General features: G+C 68.7%; 20 protein-coding genes. 12 read left to right on the forward strand and 8 right to left on the reverse strand.

The genetic code is table 11. The features are described from left to right. From ACPL7H_RS18365 to ACPL7H_RS18385, 5 genes are all read left to right on the forward strand, one after another. Positions 1-378 (forward strand): carbohydrate ABC transporter permease (locus tag ACPL7H_RS18365; protein ID WP_424798193.1); only part of this gene is annotated, 378 nt, incomplete at its 5' end. Next, positions 375-1,547, forward strand: coding sequence for a Gfo/Idh/MocA family protein (locus tag ACPL7H_RS18370; RefSeq protein ID WP_424798194.1), 1,173 nt, complete (start codon positions 375-377; stop codon positions 1,545-1,547). The genes ACPL7H_RS18365 and ACPL7H_RS18370, both read left to right, overlap by 4 nt. 58 nt (positions 1,548-1,605) lie before the next feature. Continuing rightward, positions 1,606-2,544 (forward strand): dihydrodipicolinate synthase family protein, encoded by a 939-nt coding sequence (locus ACPL7H_RS18375; RefSeq protein WP_424798195.1) that lies wholly within the window; start codon positions 1,606-1,608, stop codon positions 2,542-2,544. Positions 2,545-2,617: 73 nt separating this feature from the next. After that, a complete protein-coding gene (locus tag ACPL7H_RS18380) occupies positions 2,618-3,601 on the forward strand; it encodes an ROK family protein (RefSeq protein ID WP_424798196.1) in 984 nt (327 codons plus the stop codon). Then, entirely contained in the window at positions 3,598-4,302 is a 705-nt protein-coding gene (locus ACPL7H_RS18385; protein WP_424798197.1) for an N-acetylmannosamine-6-phosphate 2-epimerase, read from the forward strand. Before ACPL7H_RS18380 ends, ACPL7H_RS18385 begins: the two co-directional genes overlap by 4 nt. Positions 4,303-4,386: 84 nt before the next feature. Here ACPL7H_RS18385 and ACPL7H_RS18390 read toward each other — a convergent pair whose 3' ends face one another. The 4 genes from ACPL7H_RS18390 to ACPL7H_RS18405 form a co-directional block, all read right to left on the reverse strand. Then, a complete protein-coding gene (locus ACPL7H_RS18390) occupies positions 4,387-5,142 on the reverse strand; it encodes an SDR family NAD(P)-dependent oxidoreductase (RefSeq protein WP_424798198.1) in 756 nt (251 codons plus the stop codon). Between the two features lie 172 nt (positions 5,143-5,314). Beyond that, the gene (locus tag ACPL7H_RS18395; RefSeq protein WP_424798199.1) at positions 5,315-7,969 is read right to left on the reverse strand and encodes a cation-translocating P-type ATPase; all 2,655 of its coding nucleotides are present in this window, start codon (positions 7,967-7,969) and stop codon (positions 5,315-5,317) included. 234 nt (positions 7,970-8,203) lie between these two features. Then, positions 8,204-9,112 carry an SGNH/GDSL hydrolase family protein gene (locus ACPL7H_RS18400; protein WP_424798200.1) on the reverse strand — a complete coding sequence of 303 codons (909 nt, stop codon included), beginning with the start codon at positions 9,110-9,112 and terminating at the stop codon, positions 8,204-8,206. Between the two features lie 104 nt (positions 9,113-9,216). Further along, positions 9,217-9,897: a uracil-DNA glycosylase gene (locus ACPL7H_RS18405; protein ID WP_424798201.1), complete on the reverse strand. Its 681-nt coding sequence runs from the start codon at positions 9,895-9,897 to the stop codon at positions 9,217-9,219. A 275-nt stretch (positions 9,898-10,172) separates the two neighbouring features. Between ACPL7H_RS18405 and ACPL7H_RS18410 the strand changes: the two genes are divergently transcribed. Next, the gene (locus tag ACPL7H_RS18410) at positions 10,173-10,463 is read left to right on the forward strand and encodes a DUF3263 domain-containing protein (protein ID WP_424789034.1); all 291 of its coding nucleotides are present in this window, start codon (positions 10,173-10,175) and stop codon (positions 10,461-10,463) included. Between the two features lie 39 nt (positions 10,464-10,502). Then, positions 10,503-11,198, forward strand: a complete 696-nt coding sequence (locus ACPL7H_RS18415; protein WP_424798202.1) for a LytR C-terminal domain-containing protein — start codon at positions 10,503-10,505, stop codon at positions 11,196-11,198. Positions 11,199-11,252: 54 nt separating this feature from the next. Here ACPL7H_RS18415 and ACPL7H_RS18420 read toward each other — a convergent pair whose 3' ends face one another. After that, positions 11,253-12,617: a glycoside hydrolase family 15 gene (locus tag ACPL7H_RS18420; RefSeq protein ID WP_424798203.1), complete on the reverse strand. Its 1,365-nt coding sequence runs from the start codon at positions 12,615-12,617 to the stop codon at positions 11,253-11,255. A gap of 247 nt (positions 12,618-12,864) precedes the next feature. On the opposite strand from ACPL7H_RS18420, the gene ACPL7H_RS18425 reads away from it, so the two are divergent. Both ACPL7H_RS18425 and groL read left to right on the forward strand, forming a co-directional pair. Further along, a complete protein-coding gene (locus ACPL7H_RS18425; RefSeq protein WP_424798204.1) occupies positions 12,865-14,349 on the forward strand; it encodes a phytoene desaturase family protein in 1,485 nt (494 codons plus the stop codon). A 332-nt stretch (positions 14,350-14,681) separates the two neighbouring features. Then, positions 14,682-16,310: a chaperonin GroEL gene (groL, locus tag ACPL7H_RS18430; RefSeq protein WP_424789038.1), complete on the forward strand. Its 1,629-nt coding sequence runs from the start codon at positions 14,682-14,684 to the stop codon at positions 16,308-16,310. A 162-nt stretch (positions 16,311-16,472) separates the two neighbouring features. On the opposite strand, the gene ACPL7H_RS18435 is transcribed toward groL, so the two are convergent. The 3 genes from ACPL7H_RS18435 to ACPL7H_RS18445 form a co-directional block, all read right to left on the reverse strand. Then, positions 16,473-17,435, reverse strand: coding sequence for a DUF4031 domain-containing protein (locus ACPL7H_RS18435; RefSeq protein ID WP_424798205.1), 963 nt, complete (start codon positions 17,433-17,435; stop codon positions 16,473-16,475). A gap of 70 nt (positions 17,436-17,505) precedes the next feature. After that, positions 17,506-17,799, reverse strand: coding sequence for a hypothetical protein (locus ACPL7H_RS18440; RefSeq protein ID WP_424798206.1), 294 nt, complete (start codon positions 17,797-17,799; stop codon positions 17,506-17,508). Further along, positions 17,800-19,140, reverse strand: coding sequence for a DUF222 domain-containing protein (locus ACPL7H_RS18445; protein ID WP_424798207.1), 1,341 nt, complete (start codon positions 19,138-19,140; stop codon positions 17,800-17,802). A 312-nt stretch (positions 19,141-19,452) separates the two neighbouring features. Between ACPL7H_RS18445 and ACPL7H_RS18450 the strand changes: the two genes are divergently transcribed. The 3 genes from ACPL7H_RS18450 (at position 19,453) to ACPL7H_RS18460 (ending at position 21,655) form a co-directional block, all read left to right on the forward strand. Then, positions 19,453-19,743 (forward strand): WXG100 family type VII secretion target, encoded by a 291-nt coding sequence (locus ACPL7H_RS18450; protein ID WP_424789043.1) that lies wholly within the window; start codon positions 19,453-19,455, stop codon positions 19,741-19,743. 287 nt (positions 19,744-20,030) lie between these two features. Next, positions 20,031-20,816, forward strand: coding sequence for an inositol monophosphatase family protein (locus tag ACPL7H_RS18455; RefSeq protein WP_424798208.1), 786 nt, complete (start codon positions 20,031-20,033; stop codon positions 20,814-20,816). Continuing rightward, the gene (locus tag ACPL7H_RS18460) at positions 20,813-21,655 is read left to right on the forward strand and encodes an MBL fold metallo-hydrolase (protein WP_424798209.1); all 843 of its coding nucleotides are present in this window, start codon (positions 20,813-20,815) and stop codon (positions 21,653-21,655) included. The genes ACPL7H_RS18455 and ACPL7H_RS18460 overlap by 4 nt, the downstream gene beginning before the upstream one ends. Positions 21,656-21,950 lie beyond the last annotated feature (295 nt).

Raw genomic sequence — 21,950 nt, forward strand, 5'->3', positions numbered from 1 at the left:
CCCTATGCCATTTGGATGCTGGTCGGTTTCTACGGCAGGGTTCCCCTTGAGGTCGAGGAGGGTGCGCAGATGGACGGGGCCGGCAAGTTTCGTGTGTTCTGGCAGATCGCGACGCCGATTGTTATGCCCGGGATCGTGGCTACGGCCGTGTACACCTTCATCAATACGTTCAACGAATTTCTCTATCCGCTGTTGTTCATCAATGAAACAGGCAAAATGCCCGTCGCAGTCGCATTGTATTCGCTGACCGGTTCTGAGGTCCTTGATTGGGGAGCGATGATGGCCGCGGCTGTCACTGTGGTCGTCCCATCGGTGCTGTTCTTCATGGCGATACAGAAGCATATTGCCGGCGGTCTGGCGGAAGGATCGGTGAAATGAGAAGCATTGTCGCCTCATCTGAAAGGAATCAAGTGAAACCTGTTCGTTATGGCATCGTCGGGACCGGCTACTTCGGTGCTGAGATCGGGCGGTACCTGGTGTCTCGGAGTGATGCGGTGGTTTCCGCCGTTCACGATCCACAGAACGCTGAGAACGTTGCAGCGGAACTAGGTGCTCGGAGCGTGGGGTCCCCGGCGGAGTTGTGCGCTGCCGAGGATGTGGATGCGGTCGTGGTGGCATCACCGAACTGGGCTCACCGCGAGCCCGTCGTCCTCGCCGCGCGCTCTGGAAAGGCGGTCTTCTGCGAGAAGCCGATCGCTCTCTCTTACGAGGACTGTCTGGCGATGCTGGATGAGACCAGGCGGGCAGGTGTGCTGCTGATGGCCGGGCACGTCATGAACTTCATGAGTGGCGTGCGTCGGGCGAGGAGCCTAATCGAGGAAGGGGCGATCGGGGATGTGCTCTTCTGCCGTGCTGTGCGGAACGGCTGGGAGGGCCCGCAACCTTCCTTGAACTGGAAGAAGCAGCGAAAGTTGTCGGGTGGACACCTCTACCACCACATCCATGAACTCGACTTCGTGCAATCCATCATGGGGCCCGCGCGGATCGCGACCATGGTGGGAGGAAACGTCGCGCACCAGGGCAGGGGCTCGGGGGACGAAGAAGACATTCTCGTCATCACTCTGGAGTTCGACGGTGACCGGTTCGCCGCGCTGGAGTACGGCTCGGCGTTCCGGTGGCCGGAGCATCACGTGCTGATTCAGGGGACCGAGGGCGCCATTCGGATCGACCTTCAAGACCCCGGGTGTGAACTGCGGACGCCCGACCGAACCGAGAGGTTCCTCCTGCACAGGTCCCGAGCCGAGGACGATGAGCGACGCGCGATCTATAGCGGGAGCGAGACGGATGGAGCAGTCATGTATGGCGATCCTGACCGCCGGCCACCTCTGTGGCTTCGCGGGATCATCGAGGAGGAACTCGCGTACTTCCATGATCTCGTCCAAGGCGGCGCGCCGAGCGAGGAGTTTGCCGCACTCACGGACGGATCGGCGGCTGCGGCCTCGATTGCCACGGCTGACGCCTTGACGTTGTCCTTGAGTGATTCCCGCAAGGTGCCAGTCGAGAGCGTGATCAACGCGGCGGAACGAAGCCCGAGTTTGCCCGTCTAGGCACCGCACCGATCCCCGACCAGTCTGACGATTCGCGGCTCACGTACCGCACTTCACGATGGAGATTCCTGTGGCCTCTACCCGCATCTGCGGCGTTATCCCCCCGATCATCACACCATTGACACCGGAGGGGAACATCGACCACGACGCGCTCGCCGCCGTGGTCGAGCACCTACTTGCAGGCGGCGTCGACGGCGTCTTCGTCCTAGGATCGACCGGCGAGGTCGCCTACCTAGACGACTCGGAGCGCGAGTCCGTTGTACGCACGGTCGTGGACAAGGTCGCTGGACGTGTCCCTGTGCTGGTCGGCGCGATCGACACCACGGCCGGTCGCGTGATTCACCATGCTCGGCGAGCGCAGTCCTTGGGTGCCGATGCGATCGTGGCGACAGCACCCCTGTATGCCATCAATGATTCCGACGAGATCGAGCGACACTTCCGCGCCATCTCGGCTGCGAGCACGTTGCCGCTCTTCGCCTATGACATCCCAGCCCGCGTGCACACGAAACTCCCCATCGAACTCCTCACGCGACTGGGCACCGAGGGGGTCCTAGCCGGTGTTAAGGACTCATCCGGGGATGATGTGAACTTTCGCCGGCTGGTAGCAGCCAATGTGCGTGCCGGTCGGCCGCTCATGGTGCTGACCGGTCATGAAGTTGTCGTCGACGGCATGCTTCTACTGGGCGCGGACGGAGTCGTCCCCGGATTGGGCAACGTCGACCCGGTCGGCTATGTCCGCCTCCTTGAAACTGCCCAGGCTGGTGACTGGACTCGGGCACGCCAGGAACAGGATCGGCTAGCGCAACTTTTCGAGATCGTCTACCAAGCCGATGGCCGGTCGGGCGACGCCGCTGGGGTCGGCGCTTTCAAGGTTGCAATGAAACACCTTGGAGTCATTCCTACCGCCACGATGGCCTTCCCCGTCGAGGAACTGGGCGAAGCAGCGATCGCCCGTATCTGCGCCATCGTTGACGCGGCCTTGCCCGTGAGTGCATGAATCTCGGGCAGCCTGGGGTGTGCGGCTTGCCCGCGGGCCGCCACCTAGGGCTCATGGCTCGATGGAGGGCGACGTGAGTCACCTCGTCGGCGTCGATCTGGGCGGGACGAAGACTGCTGCGGCTTTGGTGAGTCTCGAAGGCCAGGTGGGAGCGGCTTACGCGATTCCCACTCCAGCACGGGATGGGCCGGAGGCAATCCTCGATGCTGTCGCCACTCTCGTGCGTGAGGTCGTTGCTCGATATGAGGGTTCTCTCGCACCGGGGCAGTACGGGGCCACGATCCACCTCCCAGGCATCGTCCAACTCCTGGGGATCGGTGTGGGCACTGCAGGTGTGGTGGACGCCGGCGTGGGACGGGTCCTGTCGGCGACGGACGCCTTGCCGGGCTGGCCGGGGACCGACGTCCGTCAAGGGCTGCGGGAGCGACTTGCGGACCTGATCGGTGATCACCCTGTGACGGTAGAGAACGATGTGGACGCTCATGGCGCCGGAGAGGCATGGCAGGGCGCGGCAGCCGGGTCCGACGACGTGCTGATGGTCACGGTCGGCACCGGAGTCGGGGCTAGCGTCGTCTTCGACGGCCGACCGCTCCGCGGAGCCCATCACGTGGCCGGGGAACTGGGACACCTCCCGAGCCCGGAAGCCGCTGGGCTGCGCTGTGGTTGTGGCAAGGAGGGACACCTGGAAGGTATCGCCTCCGGTCCGGCACTGCATCGACACTACCTACGCCTGGGCGGAGATCCCGCTGCTGCCGACGCCCGGGCGGTTTACGCCCGGGCCGCCGCTGGAGATGCGCTGGCCGAGCGGGCCCTCGCTGTCTCGGCTCGTGCCGTGGGAAGAGCAGTGGCCGGTGTCGCCATGGTGCTCGACCCGGCAGTGGTGGTCGTGGGCGGGGGGTTGAGCCAGGCCGGCCCGCTGTGGTGGCAGCCCATGGTTTCGGCACTGCGCCACGAACTCATCGCACCCCTCATCGACCTTCCGGTGCGGCGCTCCGATCTCGGCCCGGCAGCCGGCATCCTCGGAGCCGCGCGCTCTGCACTGCTGTGCCGTTCGTGATCACTGAACCGAAGGGAACTAGTGTGGCATCGATCCTTGACCAGTTGAACGGGCAACTCATCGTCTCCTGCCAGGCTTACCCGGATGAGCCGCTGCGGGACGGGGAGGTGATGGCCCGGATGGCGCAGGCTGTGATCGCGGGAGGCGCCGCGGGAGTCCGCGCCCAGGGCTTGACGGACATCGGACTCATCCAAGCCTGCACGAATGTGCCACTCATCGGCCTCTGGAAGGATGGTGACGACCCGGTCTTCATCACCCCGACCCTTGAACACGCGACCGCGGTGGCCGAGGCTGGCGCTGACATTGTCGCCCTCGACGGCACTCGCCGTCCGCGTCCGGACGGTCTGACGTTGGCCGAGACGATTGACGGACTCCGGCAGTACTCCCATGTCCTGGTGATGGCGGACTGTGGCAGTCTCGATGACGCCTTGGCGGCCGAGGATGACGGGGCCGATCTCGTTGGCACGACCTTGGCCGGTTACACCGGGGAACGTGCGAAGACCAAAGGTCCCGATACCGAACTCATCGATCAACTGGTCGAACGCTGCGAGCGACCTGTCATCGCTGAAGGCAGGGTGCATACGACGGCTCAGGCTGCTGACGTGATGGAGCGGGGTGCTTTTGCCGTCGTGGTAGGAACCGCGATTACCCACCCGACGACCATCACGGGCTGGTTTCACCAAGCAGTTGCCGGGGCGTAGGGACCACGAGTATCGGCAACTCTTCCGCTCCGCGAGGTCGCTTCGCGCTGCCGGCGCGCATCGTACCGCGAGCGCGCTCCCAGTTCAGGTGAAGTAGGCCCCGCCGTTGATGTCCACCACGGTGCCGGTGACGAAGGCGCTCTCCTCCGAGCACAACCACAGCACCGGGCCGGAGACGTCGTCGGGGTAGCCGGCCCGGGCCAGCGGGATGGCGTCGATGGTGGCCCGCTGCCGCTCCGGGGTGCTGAACGTCTCGTGGAAGGGGGTGTCCAGGATGAGCCCGGGGGCCAGGGCGTTGACGGTGATCTGCTTGGGTGCCAGTTCCTTGGCCAGGGAGCGGGTGTAGCCGAAGATCCCGGCCTTGGCGGCGGCGTAGGCCCCCGAGCCGTCCGAGCCGCCGTTCTGCCCCGCCACCGAGGAGACGTTGACGATCCGTCCGCCGGGGTGCATGAACTTGATCGCCTCCCGGGTCACCATGAAGGTGGAGTCCAGGTTGACGGCCATCACCGTGCGCCAGTGCTCGGTGCTCATCTCCGCCAACGGCACCCGCCCGATCAGCCCACCCGCGTTGTTGACCAGGATGTCCAACCCGCCGAGTTTGCCAGCGGCGTCGGCGACACCGTCGATCACGGCGGCCTCATCGGTGACGTCCAACTGCATCGACAGCGCCGGTGGGGCGTTGGTGGCAGCGAGTGCGTCCAGGAACTCCGGGTCGGGGGCGTGGGTGAGGTAGGTGAACGCGACCTGGGCGCCCTCCCGGGCCAGGTCCGCCACGATGCGGCGGCCGATTCCGATGCCGCCACCGGTTACCAGTGCCTTCTTGCCGGCCAAACGAGACATCTGTGCTCCTTGCGCTGATCGTCCTGGCTGATGGTCTGATCCGCCCTCAACCGTAGCCGGACTGCGAGCGACCCTCAGGGTTGAGGCGAAAAGGCGGCGTCGGCGCTCAGGCGGGGGTAGCGGGAGCGGCCCATCGGGGTGGCTGCACGGGACTCAGGGTGCGAGAGCCGCCTCAGGCGTGCTGGCGGGCGGTGAGGCGGCGCCGCACCCACTTCTCCGCCTCCACGATCACCAGGACCGAGACGCCCAGTGCCGCACACAACGCCCACTCCCCGCCGGACAGCGGGACGAAGCCCATCAGGTTCGACACCACCGGCCAGGTGACCGCCACCCAGAACAGTGCGAGTGCGGCGAAGGAGGAGACCACCAGCAGCCGGTTGCTGAAGGGGTCCGACAGCACCGACTTGTGCTCGAACCGGGAGGTCTGCACGAAGAAGAAGTTCATCATGACGAACAGGGTCATCGTCAGGGTACGGGCGTGCTCCTCGGCCAATCCCTCGTTCAGGCCCCACAGGAACATCCCCACCGCGGCCAGGCCCATCCAGGCGCCGGCGATCACGGTGCGCCACCATAGCACCCGGCTGAGCACCCCCTCCTTGGCCGAGCGCGGCGGGTGGTTGAGCTCATCGCCCTCAGCACCCTCGAACCCCAGCGCGATGTCCTGCACACCGTTGGTGACCACATTCATGAACAGCATCTGGATCGGCAGGAAGATCAACGGCATGTCGGTGTAGACGCTGATCGAGACCGCCAACAGCGAGGCCGCACCGTTGGCCAGCAGGAAGTGGGTGGCCTTGCGGATCGCATTGAACGTGACCCGGCCCTGCTCCACGGCGTCGACCACGGTGACGAAGTTGTCGTCGGTGAGCACCATGTCCGCCGACTCCCGGGCCACGTCGGTGCCGGAGGCCCCCATCGCCACCCCCAGCGCGGCCGCCTTGAGGGCGGGTGCGTCGTTGACGCCGTCGCCGGTGACGGCGACCACCTCGCCGCTGTCCTGCAGCACCTGCACGATGCGCATCTTGTCCTGCGGGGACACCCGCGCCGCGACCCCGACCCGGCGCAGCCGTGCCCGCAGGGCCTCATCGTCGAGGGTGAGGATCTCGGCGCCGGTGAGCGGTTCGGCTTCGGTGGGCAGTCCCAGTTGAGCCGCGATCGCCAGCGCCGTGGCCGGTTGGTCGCCGGTGATCATCAGCACCCAGATCCCAGCCCGGTGGCAGGCGGCGATCGCCTCGGTCACCCCGGGGCGGGGCGGGTCGGCCATGCCCTGCAGGCCGGCGAAGGTCAGGCCGCTGGGCGCTGGGAGCTCCTCAGGGATCTGCTCCCCGGGCGCGAGCACCCGGAAGGCGGTGCCCAGCATCCGCAGTCCCCGACTGGCGAGGTGATGATTCGCGGACTGGACGACGTCGAGGTCGAGGGGGGCCACGCCGTCGTCGGTCTGGATGTTCACCGAGGCCGCGAGCAGCGCATCCGGGGAGCCCTTGACGAACAACACCCGGTCGTCGCCGACCCGGTGGATGCTCTGGGACATCCGGGCCTCGGACTCATACGGGGCATGCGCCAGGGGCGCGGTGGTGAACTCGCCCATGGTCACCGCGCCGGTGCGCAACGCCGCCTTGGCCATCGCGACGTCGACGGCGTCCCCGATGAAGGTGCTCGGGTCATCACGGTCGGGCCGGGCCTCGTTGGTCAGCGCCCCGATAAGGAGCATCTGGCGCGCTGCCGGACTCAGCGTGAGCCCGGGATCGGTCAGCTCGACCTCACCGGCGGTGGTCCAGCCGGCCTGGGAGGTCATCTCGTTCATCGTCAGAGTGCCGGTCTTGTCCGAGCCGATCACCGTGGTGGAGCCCAACGTCTCCACCGCCGGCAGTGAGCGAACCAGGGCGTGACGCTTGGCCATCCGGGACACACCCACGCTCATCGCCACGGTCAGCACGATGGGCAAGGACTCCGGCAAGGAGGCCACCGCCAGGGCCACGATGGTCATGAACATCTCACCGGGGGCGTTACCCAGGGCGACTCCGGAGAAGAACAACACCGCTGAGACTGCGGTGATGATCACACCGATCTTGCGCTCCAGGCCGTTGGTCAGTTCCTGCAACGGGGTCTTGCCCGGAGGCCCCTTGATCAACTCACTGATCACGCCCAGCTCGGTGCCGGTGCCGGTCGCCACCACCAGCGCTCGGGCCCGGCCCGAGCGCACCAGGGTGCCGGAGAAGGCCATGTTGATGCGGTCACCGACGGGGGCTTCCTCGGTGACCACGCCGGTCTGCTTGGTGACCGCCTCGGACTCCCCGGTCAGCATCGACTCATCGACCTGCAAACTCTTGGCGTCCAGCAACCGGACGTCGGCCGGGACGCGGTCCCCGCTCTCCAGGTGCACCACGTCACCGGGCACCAGATCGGCCGCAGGCCGGGTGGCGGCTGCCCCGTCCCGCACGACCGTGCAGTTCGGCGCGGACAGGGTGGCGAGCGCTCGCACGTCGCGGGCGGACTTGCGCTCCTGCCAGAATCCCAGACCCGCGTTCAGGGCCAGGATCAGGGCGATCGCACCGGCGTCGACGTACTCCCGGAGCAGCATGGTGATGACGAAGGCCGCCAGCAGGATCCCGATCATCGGGCTGACGAACTGGCGTAGCAGAGTGACGATCCACGGGGTGGCCGAACTGGTCTCGATCGTGTTCGGGCCGTGGACGGCGAGACGTTGCTCGGCCCCGGCGGAGGTCAGTCCCTGGTCATCTGCGTGCAGGGCCGCGGTGACGTCCTCGATGTCCAGCGCATGCCAGGTCCGCTCGGAGGCGGATTCGACGGTGGGTTGCGTGGACATGGTGGAGGCGGACACTGGTGGCTCTCGGGTGGGGGGTCGTTCGGGACCGTGACCGTTGTGGCAGGCAAGACCGTTGCCTACCAGTCTGGTGCCAGAAGGGCGTCGTGCCGTGGGACCAAGGACCCGCCCGGGTGGCCCCGCGGTATGGGGGCCGATCAGATCACGGGGGTGCGGCCTTCGCCAGTGCGATCCCGGGGAGGGACCGGCTCACGAACGTCGGGTGCGCTGCCCGCCTCAGGTGCGCTCGCCGTCGTCGGGCCGGGCGTCCTGGTTGTTCGTCGCGGCGCCGAGCCCGGGTGCAGCGTGTTCAAGGCCGCCAGGTGTGTCCAGGACGATCGGGTCGGGTCTCTTGGCGGCGCGGGTGTCGCCGGAGGAGGCGCGGCGGAACCGCCGGGTCGCCCAGGGGTAGACGTCGCGGCGTATCCAGGTGGCGTCCTCGCGCAGTCGTGCGGGCAGGGCGGGCCGGGCCTGGGTGTCCAGCGGTTTCGACCAGTCGGCGTCGTCGGGTTCCAACCCCAGCGCGTCCAGCGCCGCCTGAGCGGCGCGCCAGTGGCCCAGCGTGCTCAGATGCACCCGGTCCGGGGCCCACATGCGCCGGTCCTGCAGCGCTCGCAGGCCCCAGATGTCCATGACGTGGGCGCCGTGGGTGCGCGCGACGGACCAGATGTGGGCGTTGAAGATCCCGACCTTGGGGCGCATCACGGTCAGCAGCGGCCCGGCCCGGCGGGTGTCCATCCCGGTGGCCAGCAGCACGTCGATGCCCTGCTCGCGCGCGGCGCGTACCGCGCGGTCGAGGCGCGCGCCCAGGACGTCGGGGTCGCCGCCGGGGCGAAGCAGGTCGTTGCCGCCACCGATGATGGAGATCAGGTCCGGCTTGGCGGCCAGTGCCTGTGGGAACTGCTCGGTCAGGATCGGGCCCAGCAGCTTGCCCCGGATCGCGAGGTTGGCGTACTCCAGCGGCGCGCGCCCCGCCCTGGTGCGACGCCCGGTCAGGGACTGGGCAAGCAGGTCCGCCCAGCCCCGGTAGTCACCGGGTTCGCCGGGCTCATCGCACAGACCCTCGGTCATGGAGTCACCGATCGCCACGAAGCGGCGCCAGCGTGGTGCGGACGGGGTGAAGAACACATCAGTCACGGTTGCCATTGTGCCGTGCCGGGGGTGTGCGGTGTTGCGGTGCCTGCTTGGTGGGGTGCTGCGGTGCCTGGGGTGCTGGGGTGCTGCCATGCCACGGTGCCGGCGTGCCCGTGTCAGGGCAGCGACCACTCCACCGGCTCGGCACCCATCTGCAACAGCAACTCGTTGGCGCGGGAGAACGGTTTGGAACCGAAGAATCCGCGCGAGGCCGATAGCGGGCTGGGGTGCGGCGACATGATGCACGGCGTGGCGCCCAGAGCCGGCTTGAGGGACTGGGCGTCCCGCCCCCACAGGATCGCCACCATCGGTTGGTCGCGAGCCACTAGCGCTCTGATCGCCTGGTCGGTGATCTGCTCCCAGCCCTTGCCACGGTGGGAGGCGGGCTTGCCCGGCATCACGGTCAGGCACCGGTTCAGCAGCAGCACGCCGTGGTCGGCCCAGGCGGACAGGTCGCCGGAGGTGGGCTGGGGCGCCCCGACGTCGCTGACCAGTTCGGTGAAGATGTTCACCAGGGAGCGCGGCAGCGGTCGTACATGGGATTGGACGGAGAAGGACAGGCCCATCGGATGCCCCGGGGTGGGGTAGGGGTCCTGGCCCACGATCAGCACCCGTACGTTCGCCAGGGGCCGGGTGAAGGCGCGCAGCACGTCCTCGCCTGCCGGCAGGTAGCCGCGGCCGGCGGCGACCTCGGCGCGCAGGAAGTCTCCCATCGCGTGGATCTGCTGCTCCACCGGCGCCAGGGCCTGGGCCCAGCCCGGTTCGATGATGTGCTCCAGTGGGGTGCGCGTGCTCACCGCACCAGGGTGGCAGAAGTATCAGGCCCTGCCCGAGCGGTCGAGACGTTTGGCTCCGCGCTGGGCAGTTGACGCCGTTACAGTTAGCGCCGTTGCGATTAGCACAGACGCGGCCGAAGCGAGTGAATGACACGCGTGTGGTTTGCCTCTAGTATTGCCCCGAGCGGCTCCACGTGCGTAGGCACACGAGGTGGGGATCACGCCGCGGTTCAGCAGCCGCGGCGGGAGTCCACCACACGGAACCGCACCGGGAAGTTCAGGCACCAGGAGGATCGATGTCAGCAGCGCAGCAGATCAACGCTCACACCACCGAGCAGGAACTGAGCGAACGCGACGCTGCAATCCTGGCCTTCGAGAACCAGTGGTGGAAGTACGCCGGCGCCAAGGAGACCGCCATCCGGGAACACTTCGACATGAGCGCCACCCGCTACTACCAGGTGCTCAACGCCCTCATCGACACCCCGGCCGCCCTGGCCGCTGAGCCGATGCTGGTCAAGCGGTTACGCCGGATGCGCAGTTCCCGCCAGCGGGAGCGTTCGGCCCGTCGGCTGGGCGACCGCGCGTGATCGCGCACGATCGCCGTCGAAGGAGATAACCTTTCGGGTGTGAGCCGCCAGGACTATCCCTACGACGAGGACGAATTCGACGTCCTCGGTGCCGACCGCACGCCTCAGGGCGTGCACCGGGCACCCGTTCCGCGCTGGCGGCAGTTGCTGCCCTTCGCGATCGTGATAGTGGTCGCCCCGCTGCTGGCCTGGGCCGGCGTGAGCATCCTGTCCGGGAACTTCGGTAGCGAGCCCGACCCCACGCCGGCCGTGACCGCCACCGAGGACCAGACCGAGGAGGAGACCGAGGACGGGACCGACGACGAGACCGACGACGGCGAGAACGGGACCGACCCGGAGGCCACCGAGGAGGACGAGCCGGAGAACGGCGACGGCGAGAACGGGACCGATGAGGGCAATGGCGAACCCGAGGACGAGGCCACCGAGGAGGACCCGACCGACGATCCGGTCGATCTGGACCGGGACGTGCGGATCCTGATCCTCAACGGAGCCGGTGTCGCCGGAATCGCCGGCAGCACCGCCGAGACCCTCAACAACGAGGGCTGGACCAACACCTCCACCGCCGACTACGGCCAGGCCCTGCCCACCGACACCACCCTGTACTACCACGACGCCCAGGTGGCCGAGGAAGCCGAAGCGGTCGCCGCCGACCTTGGCATCGAGGCCACGGTGGAGAGCGCCAGCGCCGCTTCCTCCGGCATCGTGATCGTGCTCCGTCCGGACTTCGTCGGCTGAGCCGTCAGGCCTGCGCGGGACCCCTGCGTTCCTGGGTCCTGCGCCCCGAGCACCTCAGTTGTCCCGCACCTGCTCCGCGGGGGTCAGCACGCCGTCGTCCTCCAGGTGCGCCACGGTGAGCACCACCACCGCCGCACTCCACGCCAGCGGCGCCACCGCGGCCGGGGTGCCGTCGGGAGAGACCTTCTCCGGGATCGCACCCAGCGGGGTGCGGTGGGCATCGACCCAGTCCAACCAGTCCAGGGCCATCTGAGGCTCGCCGTTGTGCGCGGCGACCAACGCATACAGCGTGGTCTGCGGGGTCCAGGACAGCGACTGCTCCCGCCAACTCGCGCCCGGTGCCAGCCCGCCGGCGGGCCTGCGCATCGGCGTGATCGAGTCGTGCCACGCCCCGAGGGCCTCGCTCAGGGGTTCCGGTTGGAAGGGCGGCAGCGCGAAGGCGGTGGCAGCGTCGCGGTCGGTGCCACCGGGGTAGCGGGGATAGGTGGGCCCGAAGGTGCTCTCGACAGCCGTGCGCAACCGGTCGGCGGCGGCGCCGGTGCGCAGCGCCAGGTCCATGTCGCCGGCACCGGACCAGATCCGGGTGGCCGCGTGCAGGCCGGCCAGGACCGGGGCGGCGGTGCCCAGCGTCAGGTCCTGCTCTGGGTGCTCCCAGTAGTCCGCGCTCGGCGGCGGCAGCGAGTCCGGAGTCTCGGCCTGGTGCAGTAACTGAGCGGTGGAGCGGGCCAGTAGTGGCGTGAGGTCGTGGTGGATCCGCTCACGGAGCGGGTCGTCCGGGGCCAGCGTGGCCAGGACGTGGTCGGTGGCCCACAGCACCCAACCGGTTCCGTCGGTCTGGATGCCCCGGCCATCCGGCGGTCCGGAGGCGTCGGGGAGATAGCGGGCCTCGAAGGTGCCGTCGGGGTGTTGCACGCGCTGCAGGAAGGCCAGCACCTCCACCGCGTCCCGGGGGTGCCCGGCGCCGGCCAGCGCGGCGGCGATGAAGGAGGCATCCCGCGGCCACACGTACCGCCAGTTCGGGTTGTACCCGGCAAGGGCGGCGCCGTCGTCGAGGGTCAGGGCACGGATGTCCAGCAGTGCGCCGGTGACCATCTCCTCGTAGGCGCTTCCGGTGCCGGGAACCGATCCGGCGGCGAGCCAGTCGCGGTCCGCCTGGGCTCGTTCGTGCGCGTCCCGGTGCTGTCCCGCGGAGGTATCCGGAGTGGGGGCGAGGACCCGGCTGCCGCGCAGGTAGGAGACCTCGGCGCCGGGCAGGATCACGGCCCGTTCACCGTCGGGGCGCACCTGCACGCCCCAGGCGTAGGGATCCACCTCATCGATGCGTCGTGGGTCCCACAGGTCGGTCCGCGCGAGCGCCATCCCGGTCAGCAGAGCGGCCAGGACCACTGCGGTGAGGACGATGAGTGGGCGACGGTGCATGGTCGCCCGATCCTACGAGAAGCGCTCGAGCGGGTGGGCTGCGGAGGGGGTGCGGCCCGGATCGCCGGCTGGCCACAGGGCGCAGGTGCGGCGGGGTGGGCTGCGGAGGGGGTGCGGCCCCACAGGGCGCACGTGCGGCGGGTGGGGGCGAGGTGGGATGCTGCGATGGTCGGAGAGTCGGTCGGGGCGGTGGTCAGACGGCTGTCCAAGAAGTGGCACCAGCGAAGGCCGAAGCGGTAGGAGGGCGATGGGCGAGCGAGCGGTAACCGACGTCGTCGTGGTCGGTTCCGGGCCGAACGGCCTGGCCGCCGCGGTCACGATGGCCCGCGCCGGACTGGATGTGCACCTGTACGAAGCCGAGCCCACCCTCGGCGGGGGCGCGCGTACCGAGAACCTTGGCCTGGCCGGCAACCTGCAGCACGACATCTGCTCCGCGGTGCACCCCCTGGCCCTGGCCAGCCCGTTCTTCGCCGAGTTCGACCTGCCGGCCCGTGGGGTGCAGTTCACCGTCCCCGAGATTGCCTACGCCCAGCCCCTCGACGACCAACCCGCCGCCCTCGCCTACACCGACCTGGAGCGCACCGCAGCAGCCCTGGGGGCCGACGGCGGCGCCTGGCGGTCGCTGTTCGGCCCCTTGGTACAGCACGAGCCCGCGGTCCTCGGGATCGGACTGGCCGACATGCGCGCCATCCCCGCCGCGCTGCGCAACCCCAGCGGGCTCCTCGGCGCGCTGCACTACGGCCTGCGCGTTCTGGAACAGGGCAGCCCGCTATGGAACACCCGATTCCGGGCAGACGCCGCCCCGGCCCTGTTTACCGGGGTGGCCGCCCACGGCATCGCCGGGATGCCCGGGCTTGCGCCCGCCGGCCTCGGACTGCTGCTCGGCCTGCTGGCACACACCTCCGGGTGGGCGCTCCCGGTGGGCGGGTCCCGAGCGATCGCCAACGCGATGGTGGCGGATCTGCGTAGCCACGGTGCGACCATCCACACCGACACGCTGATCCAGGATTACCGGCAACTGCCACGTGCCCGGTCCTACCTCTTCGACACCACACCTGGCGCGATCGCGCGGATCTGGGGGGACCGGCTCCCACCCCGCACCGCCACCCGGTTGCGCCGGTACCGGCACGGCAATGCCGCCGCCAAGGTCGACTTCGTGCTCTCCGAACCGGTGCCCTGGCGCGATGCCCCGGTGGGGCGGGCCGGGACCGTGCACGTGGGCGGCTCGCGGGCGGACATGGTGCGCGCCGAGGCCCAGGTGGCCGCCGGCGCACACGCTGAGCAGCCGATGGTGCTGCTCAGCGACCCCGCCGTCGCTGACCCCGCGCGCAGCCGGGACGGACTGCGGCCGCTGTGGACCTACGCGCACGTGCCCGCCGGATCGACGGCGGACGTCACCGAAGCGGTCACGGCGCAGATCGAACGGTTCGCTCCGGGCTTCCGGGATGTGGTCGTCGATGCCCGGTGCACCCCAGCGGCGCAGATGAGCCGGACGAACGCCAACTACGTCGGCGGGGACATCAGCAACGGTGCCCTGGATCTGCGCCGCATCCTCGGTGCCCCCCTGACAAGCCTCAACCCCTACCGTGCGGGCATCCCCGGGGTGTATCTGTGCTCAGCCGCCACCCCACCGGCCCCCGGGGTTCACGGGATGTGCGGCCACCATGGCGCCCGGTGGGCGCTGCGGGAACGCTTCGGGATCCATCAGATGCCCGGTCTCGGGCCGCGGTGAGAGACCCGGCCCAGCAACCAGTGGGTGCCCTTCGCCCCGTCGATTTCGTCCAAGACGGCGGCACGATCCGCGCAGAGCGAGCCCGGCAGCAGCCGTGATGAGCGTGTGACCAAAGGTGAGATACCGCACCGAAGGCCTGCGTCGTCGTCGATCCTGCTTGCACTCTCACCCCTAGAGTGCCAATAATGGCGTTAGCACTCTCGACCTGAGAGTGACAACTGTGGCCGGTAAGACGAGGTGCCGCGGGATGCGTGACGTGAACGCATGTCGGGGCATCGTCCGTCGCGGGCGTCGAACCGGCTTTCGTCCGCCAGCAGGAGGATTAAACCCGAATGGCAAAGATGATTGCTTTCGACGAGGAGGCTCGTCGCGGTATGGAGCGTGGACTGAACGTCCTCGCCGATACCGTGAAGGTCACCCTCGGCCCCAGGGGCCGCAACGTCGTTCTGGAGAAGAAGTGGGGCGCCCCCACGATCACCAACGACGGCGTGTCCATCGCCAAGGAGATCGAGCTCGACGAGCCGTACGAGAAGATCGGCGCTGAACTCGTCAAGGAGGTCGCCAAGAAGACCGATGACGTGGCCGGCGACGGCACCACCACCGCCACCGTGCTCGCCCAGGCGCTCGTGCGCGAGGGCCTGCGCAACGTGGCCGCCGGTGCCAACCCGATCGCGCTGAAGCGCGGCATCGAGAAGGCCGTTGAGGCCGTGACCGAGTCGCTGCTCAGCAACGCCACCGAGATCGAGACCAAGGAGCAGATCGCCGCCACCGCGGGGATCTCCGCCGGTGACCCGGCCATCGGTGAACTGATCGCCGAGGCCATGGACAAGGTCGGCAACGAGGGTGTCATCACCGTCGAGGAGTCCCAGGCCCTGGGCCTGGAGCTCGAGCTGACCGAGGGTATGCGCTTCGACAAGGGCTTCCTGTCCGCATACTTCGTGACCGACCAGGAGCGTCAGGAGGCCGTCCTCGAGGACGCCTACGTGCTGCTGGTGGAGTCCAAGATCACCAACGTCAAGGACCTGCTGCCGCTGCTGGAGAAGGTCATCCAGTCCGGCAAGCCGCTGATCATCATCTCCGAGGACGTCGAGGGCGAAGCCCTGGCGACCCTGGTGGTGAACAAGATCCGTGGCACCTTCAAGTCCGTGGCCGTCAAGGCCCCCGGCTTCGGTGACCGCCGCAAGGCGATGCTGAACGACATGGCCATCCTCACCGGTGGTCAGGTCATCTCCGAGACCGTGGGTCTGTCCCTGGAGAACGCCACCCTGGACATGCTGGGCCAGGCCCGCAAGGTGGTTGTCACCAAGGACGAGACCACGATCGTCGAGGGTGCCGGCGAGGCCGACGCGATCGAGGGCCGGGTCAACCAGATCCGCGCCGAGATCGAGAACTCCGACTCCGACTACGACCGCGAGAAGCTCCAGGAGCGCCTGGCCAAGCTCGCCGGTGGTGTGGCCGTCATCCGTGCGGGTGCCGCCACGGAGGTGGAGCTCAAGGAGCGCAAGCACCGCATCGAGGACGCCGTGCGTAACGCCAAGGCTGCTGTGGAAGAGGGCATCGTCGCCGGTGGTGGCGTGGCCCTGATCCAGGCCGCCGCCCGGGCGTTCGAGGGCCTGACCCTCGAAGCGGACGAGGCGACCGGGGCGAACATCGTCAAGGTGGCCGTGGACGCGCCGCTGAAGCAGATCGCCGTGAACGCCGGCCTCGAGGGCGGCGTCGTGGTGGAGCGGGTGCGTGGGTTGGAGAACAACCACGGCCTGAACGCCGCCACCGGTGAGTACGAGGACCTGCTCGCCGCAGGCATCGCCGACCCGGTCAAGGTGACCCGCTCTGCACTGCAGAACGCCTCCTCGATCGCCGGTCTGTTCCTCACCACCGAGGCCATCGTGGCCGACAAGCCGGAGCCGCCCTCGGCCCCGGCCGGCGGTGGCGAGCCGGACATGGGCGGCATGGGCTTCTGATCTGACCGATCAGATGCTCGGCTGACCAGCTGAAACACACACGGCCCCCGATCCCTCGTGGATCGGGGGCCGTTGTGGTTTCTGACGGGATCGTTGCTGGCCAGGATCGACGCGACATTGAGCGGACTCGCGCACGGGGGTCGCGCACAGGGGGTGCTGTGCTCAGGGCGTGGAGGTGAGGGTGGCCAGTTCGGCGCGCAGGTTCGCCCGGGCCGCCTCCTGCCACAACTCCCGGCCTCGGTCAGTGCGGTAGAGGGGCTCCAGTTCCAGCAGATGGCGGACGACGGCGGTGCGCCCCTTGATGAAGTCGGCGTGCGGCACGTGGGAGTACTCCGCGCGCACGTCGCGGGCGTAGCGCCGGTATCCGGTCGCCTCGCGGGCGAGGACGGCCAAGTCGGCATCGCAGAGCAGTGCGCCGTGGTGGTCACCCGGTTCGGGGGAGTGGGTGCGGGTGAGGAGTACCAGTCGGGCGACTTCCTCGATGCGGTCGCTCGGGAGGGCCTCGGGACCCAGCGCCTCGGGCCCGAGTTCGGCGCGGGCCAGGTCGGCGCTGGCCTGCTCGTCCTCACCGGGGACACCGTCGTAGACCGCGTCGTGGAACCAGGCGGCCAGCACCACTGGCAGCGGGGCAGGATCCGGGTCGCACAGCAGGTCCAGGGCCGCGAGCACATCACGTAGATGGCGCAGGTCGTGATAGCGCCGGTGCGGCTGCGCCCAGCGTTCGATCAGATCCGCGCCCAGGGCAACTGCCGCCGGTACTGGACCTGACGCGCCACGGTGAGTTACGTCGTCGTCGGGCCTGTCCTGCCAGCGTTCGACCGTGCTGCCCCAGAACGCGCTCAGCACGCGACGCAGCGTCTCGGGGCGGTCGCGCGCCGGAATCCGCAGGCCGGAGTTCCGTAGCCGGCGGATCAACTCGCGCCCACTGACCGCGATCGCGCCCCGGGCCACCAGGTCGTCATAACGGTGGGCGGGCACGTCGTAGTGGTCCATGTCGAAGGCCTGCTCGGGAAGGCCGGCACGGGTGGCGAAGTCGTGCAGTTCCTCCAGGGACTGATCGGAGACCAGGTGAGCGAACACCGTGCCGTGGGCCGGCCAGGTGGGCGGATCGATGAGGATAGCCACCCCTTCAGCCTAAGTCCGCGCCGGAGGAGGGGTGTGCCCCGCTACGCCCCGCCGCTCTACGCCCGCCGCTCTACGCCCGCCGGGCAGACCCCGGCAGCAGCCCCTCAGCGCGCAGGCCCAGCCGCAATGCCGTCGACAGGTGGCGGGAGCCCCCGAGCCGTCTCAACTCCGCCAGTGCGGTGCCGTTCGCAAGCGCTCGATAGTCGCCGTAGCGCACCGCCTCGATCGCCCGCAGCACGGCCAGACCGTGGGTATCCAGCGCACTGTGGCCGGTGTCGGCCAGGGGTACGAGCACCCCATCAGCCGGACGTCCCCCTGGCATGCCACGGGCCCGGCCGTAGTGGCCGGGTGTGGGGCGGGGCATTCAGGTATGCCAGGTGACCCCGGTGGGTGTGACGGTGGCGGTCAGACCATTGCTGTGCACGTGGGTGTGGTGGCGTTGGCACAGCAGGGCTCCGTTGTCCAGGTCGGTGGGTCCGCCGTGGGCCCAGAACTGGACGTGATGGGCTTGGCACCATTGAGCAGGGATCGTGCAGCCGGGGAACGAACACCCCTTATCGCGATGCCACAGGGCTCGCTGTTGGGCGCGGGTGAACAGGCGCTCATCACGGCCCTGATCGAGGATTTCGCCCTCGGTGCCCAGCACCGCGGGGATGATCGAGGCATCGCAGGCCATGCGCCGCACGGTTTCAGGGGAGAGCACCTGCCCGGTCATCGTGATGCCGGCGCCGTTGGTCTTGGACTGTAGGTCACTTAGGGGGATGGTGATGAATACTTGGGCCTTGGTGGTCTGGGGGGTTCCCTCGGGGGCGGCTACGCCCCGTTGGATGATGGTGACCAGGGCGTCGGCCCGGCGGCGGGGTGCGCTGCGCGGATCGGGGGTGCCGTCCTCGGCCGGCTGCGGTTTGGACAGCGCTGACAAGGTGGCGTCGATGATGGCCGCCCCTTCAGGGTCGAGGAAGACCCGGTACTCGGTCATCCCGCCGGCTGCGGGCAGGGTGTAGAGGGCTCGCCGGATCCGTTGCCCGTTCTCTTCGGCTTCCAAGTCCTTGGGTGGTTTGATGGTTCGCCGTGCCCGGCGCAGCAGGAGCGACAACTGCCGGTCGGTCCACCCGCACCGGCGCACCGGTGTCCCCCCTTCGGCGGCATCCCCGTCGTCGCCCCCGGCGTGGTTTTCGTCGTTCTTGTCGTTCTTCGGGTCCGAATGTTCGACCTGATCGGCTGCGCCTTCATTGATCGTCTTCATCGTGGTGGCAAGCGCCTCGACGTCGGAGATCGGTTCCACCTCGTCGTGGAACTGAATGATCGCGGAGACCTTGGAGGTGCTGATCAGCCCGGCATCGAACCCGGCAAGGGTGTTCTCCACACCGGGTGAGGGATTGTTGATCGTTTCGGCGATGCGCGCGGTGTGGATCGCTTGCCCCCGCGGTGGCGCCGGAGCGTACCGGCTCGCCACCTTGACCAGGTAGTCCACCGCCGTCATTCCCTGGCCTGCCGGCAACCCGCGAGAGATCGCTTCGGCCACGGCGTGTGCCTCCAACCGGGCCACCTCGTGGCGGATCCGACCCGCCTGCGCCAGCGCCTCGCCCAGATCGGACTCACCCACCCGCCACCACCCACCGGCAGCAATCTCCCCAACAACCGAAGCGACCTGAGCCAACGCGGCCGGTGCCTGGATCATCGGTGGGACCTGGGTGATGGACATGACACGAACCTACAACCCACCTCCGACAAACGTTCGAATCGTTTTGGCGCTGTGGATAGCGGTTCATAACGGGTGATGCTGTGGATGTCCGTCCTGAAAATGTCCTCGCCTCCAGACCCGGATCTAGCGTCAACCTTCGATTCGCGGCGGTCGCACCACGGTCTGGCGGTCGCATCCGGGGCTGGCGTCCACACCCGCATCCGTCATCCACAGCCGCCGCGTCGGGGACAACACGAACAGCCGGCGCAGGCATAGCGTGCCGGGCACCACCGGGTGACGATCCCGGACCCCAACCAGCAGGAGGCGCAGCCCATGTCCCGATTCGAAGTCGATACCGAGGAGGTCGCCCGCGCGGCCTCGGCCGCGGGTCGCTCCGCCACCGCGATCAACACCGAGGTCGCCAACATGTTCCGGATCCTCACCGCGCTGCAATCGGCCTGGCGGGGTAGTGCCTCCGCGGCATTCGCCTCCCTCGCCCAGGAGTGGCGTGGCACCCAGCAACAGGTGGAAGCCAACCTTCAGCGGATCAGTGAGGCGCTGGCCTCGAGTGCTCAGCATTACAGCGACGTCGAGAGTTCCACGACTCACCTGTTCCGCAGGTGAGGACGGGGCAGTCGCGGAGTCGCGGAGTCGCGGAGTCGTGGAGTCGTGGAGTCGTGGTGCCGCCTCGGTCGTCCGCCTTCGGGCCCGCGCCCTGCTCGTCAGCTCACGGCGCTCCGTCCGTCAGCGCCCGCCGCCCCATCCGTCGCATCTGCCGCCGCCTCTGCGCACCGGCCGCCTCGTCGTCCGCCCGTCTTCGGGTCCGCCGCCGCGCCTTCTGCCATACCGGCAGCCCTGTCCTTCCCACCCGCCAGTTTGGTCCCTCCGCCCGAACCTGGCAGGTTTGAGGTATGGAGACCGAGGAGATCCTTGACCTGCTGCGCCAAGCCGCGGATGAGGTGATCATCCCCCGCTTCCGCGCGCTCAGCGAGGAGCAGGTTCAGGAGAAGAGCCCCGGCGACCTGGTGACCGTGGCCGACCGCGAAGCCGAGATCTTCCTCACCAAGGAACTGCAGGACGCCTACCCCGACGCCGCGGTGCTGGGGGAGGAGGCCAGTTCGATCGACCCCCGCGTTCTGGAGCGCGCCAGCCAGGCGCCGCACGTCTTCACGATCGACCCGGTCGACGGCACCCGCAACTTCGTGGAGGGCTCACCCGATTACGCCGTGATGGTCGGCGAGGTGCGGAACGGGCAGACAGTGCGCTCCTGGATCTACCAGCCCCAGCACCAGCGTGCCTATGTCGCCGAGGCCGGTGCCGGCGCCTGGTGCAACGGGGAGCGGCTCAAGCCCCTGGACCCGCCTGCCGAGCCGGGGCAACTGGTCGGCGCCACCTCCAACCACAGACTCCTGAAGCGGCCACCGCAGGACCTCGCGCCGTTGGAAGAGGCGTGGTGGTCGTGCGGGATCGACTACCCGCGCCTGGCCAGCGGCGAGGTGGACTACCTGGTGTACAAGAACGACTGGCCCTGGGACCACGTGCCCGGCGCGTTGTTGGTGGCCGAGGTCGGAGGAGCCACGGGCCGGCTGGATGGCAGTGCCTACGACCTGGTCACGAGGAGACCGTGGGTGTTGACCACCGCGAGCCGGCAGGTGATGGGAGCGGTCGGAGCAGCGCTGGCTGCCGTAGTGGGATGAACGACGACGGCGCCCGCCCGGCCGGCGAGGACGCGTCGCGACGGACCTGGCACAGCCAAGGGACCCAGCGCACCCGGCGCGCCTGGGTCCACCCAGCCCCGGGCCTCGCCGTGACCCACAGCCGCCTGGACCACACCGCCAGCGTGATCCTGACCCGCGAAGAATCATCCGGTGCCGCCTCCGCCCTGGTGGTCGACCCGTGCTGGGCCCCGGAGGAGTTGGACGCGCTCGCCGCGGACGTGCGCACCTGGGGCCTGGATGTGGTCGCCGGGTTCGCCACCCACGCCCACTACGACCATGTGCTGTGGCACCCGGACTTGGGTGATGTGCCGCGCTGGGCCTCGCCCGGGACCGCCCGGCTCGCGCGTACCCACGCCGAGGACAACCGCACCGGGCTGCGCGCCTCCGTGGCAGGTTGGACCCCCGAGTTGCTCGACTTGGTCGGGGCCGTGCGTGCGTTCCCGACTGAGGATCACCTGCGGGACTGGGCCGAGGTCATCGTGCACGATGCGCATAGCACCGGCCATGCCGCGCTCTGGCTCTCCCAACCTCAGGTACTGATCGCTGGCGACATGCTCAGTGACATCGAGATCCCGATGTTCGCGGAGACCGGTGCCCAGGCCTATCTCGACGGTCTTCAGGCGCTGCGCCCCTACGCCCACGCCGCGCAGGTGCTGATCCCCGGCCACGGCACGATAACCGATCAGGGTGCAAGCCGATGGGCTGCTGATCAGCGTTACGTCGAGGACCTGCTCGCCGGCCGCGAGAGCGCCGACCCTCGCCTCGACACCGAGTCCAACCGCGGCCACCACGCCCACAATCTCGCTGCGTTGGACTGACCGCTGGCTCGCTGTGCTGTGCTTGGGTGACCCTGCGCTGGCTGTAAAGCGCTGGTTTGACGGCTCTTCCGGTTTGAGGGTGCGTTGAGGGGCTGATCAGGCGGCGTGGTGGGCCTGGGAGCAGGTGGGCCTTGGGTGAGGATTGGAGGTGCTAACCAGTCCGATCCAAACACCCAAGGCCCGCGATGAAATCTACCTGCTCTGCCGCTGTTTCTGGTTGCCCTGTTGCTGATGTCATCTGTCGCACCGCGGAGTTGGACCTGATGATCACCGGGGCCAGCATCGACGCCGCAGA

Source organism: Pseudactinotalea sp. Z1732 (genome assembly GCF_049724975.1).
GTDB lineage: Bacteria > Actinomycetota > Actinomycetes > Actinomycetales > Beutenbergiaceae > CALKWS01.

Bases quoted from the DNA above. Each gene is read 5' to 3' on its own strand.
- ACPL7H_RS18375 (WP_424798195.1), top strand. From the start codon at position 1,606: ATGGAGATTCCTGTGGCCTCTACCCGCATCTGCGGCGTTATCCCCCCG.
- ACPL7H_RS18395 (WP_424798199.1), bottom strand. From the start codon at position 7,969: ATGTCCACGCAACCCACCGTCGAATCCGCCTCCGAGCGGACCTGGCAT.
- groL (WP_424789038.1), top strand. From the start codon at position 14,682: ATGGCAAAGATGATTGCTTTCGACGAGGAGGCTCGTCGCGGTATGGAG.
- ACPL7H_RS18440 (WP_424798206.1), bottom strand. From the start codon at position 17,799: ATGCCCCGCCCCACACCCGGCCACTACGGCCGGGCCCGTGGCATGCCA.
- ACPL7H_RS18455 (WP_424798208.1), top strand. From the start codon at position 20,031: ATGGAGACCGAGGAGATCCTTGACCTGCTGCGCCAAGCCGCGGATGAG.
- ACPL7H_RS18410 (WP_424789034.1), top strand. From the start codon at position 10,173: ATGTCAGCAGCGCAGCAGATCAACGCTCACACCACCGAGCAGGAACTG.
- ACPL7H_RS18420 (WP_424798203.1), bottom strand. From the start codon at position 12,617: ATGCACCGTCGCCCACTCATCGTCCTCACCGCAGTGGTCCTGGCCGCT.
- ACPL7H_RS18390 (WP_424798198.1), bottom strand. From the start codon at position 5,142: ATGTCTCGTTTGGCCGGCAAGAAGGCACTGGTAACCGGTGGCGGCATC.
- ACPL7H_RS18425 (WP_424798204.1), top strand. From the start codon at position 12,865: ATGGGCGAGCGAGCGGTAACCGACGTCGTCGTGGTCGGTTCCGGGCCG.
- ACPL7H_RS18450 (WP_424789043.1), top strand. From the start codon at position 19,453: ATGTCCCGATTCGAAGTCGATACCGAGGAGGTCGCCCGCGCGGCCTCG.
- ACPL7H_RS18400 (WP_424798200.1), bottom strand. From the start codon at position 9,112: ATGGCAACCGTGACTGATGTGTTCTTCACCCCGTCCGCACCACGCTGG.
- ACPL7H_RS18370 (WP_424798194.1), top strand. From the start codon at position 375: ATGAGAAGCATTGTCGCCTCATCTGAAAGGAATCAAGTGAAACCTGTT.
- ACPL7H_RS18445 (WP_424798207.1), bottom strand. From the start codon at position 19,140: ATGTCCATCACCCAGGTCCCACCGATGATCCAGGCACCGGCCGCGTTG.
- ACPL7H_RS18460 (WP_424798209.1), top strand. From the start codon at position 20,813: ATGAACGACGACGGCGCCCGCCCGGCCGGCGAGGACGCGTCGCGACGG.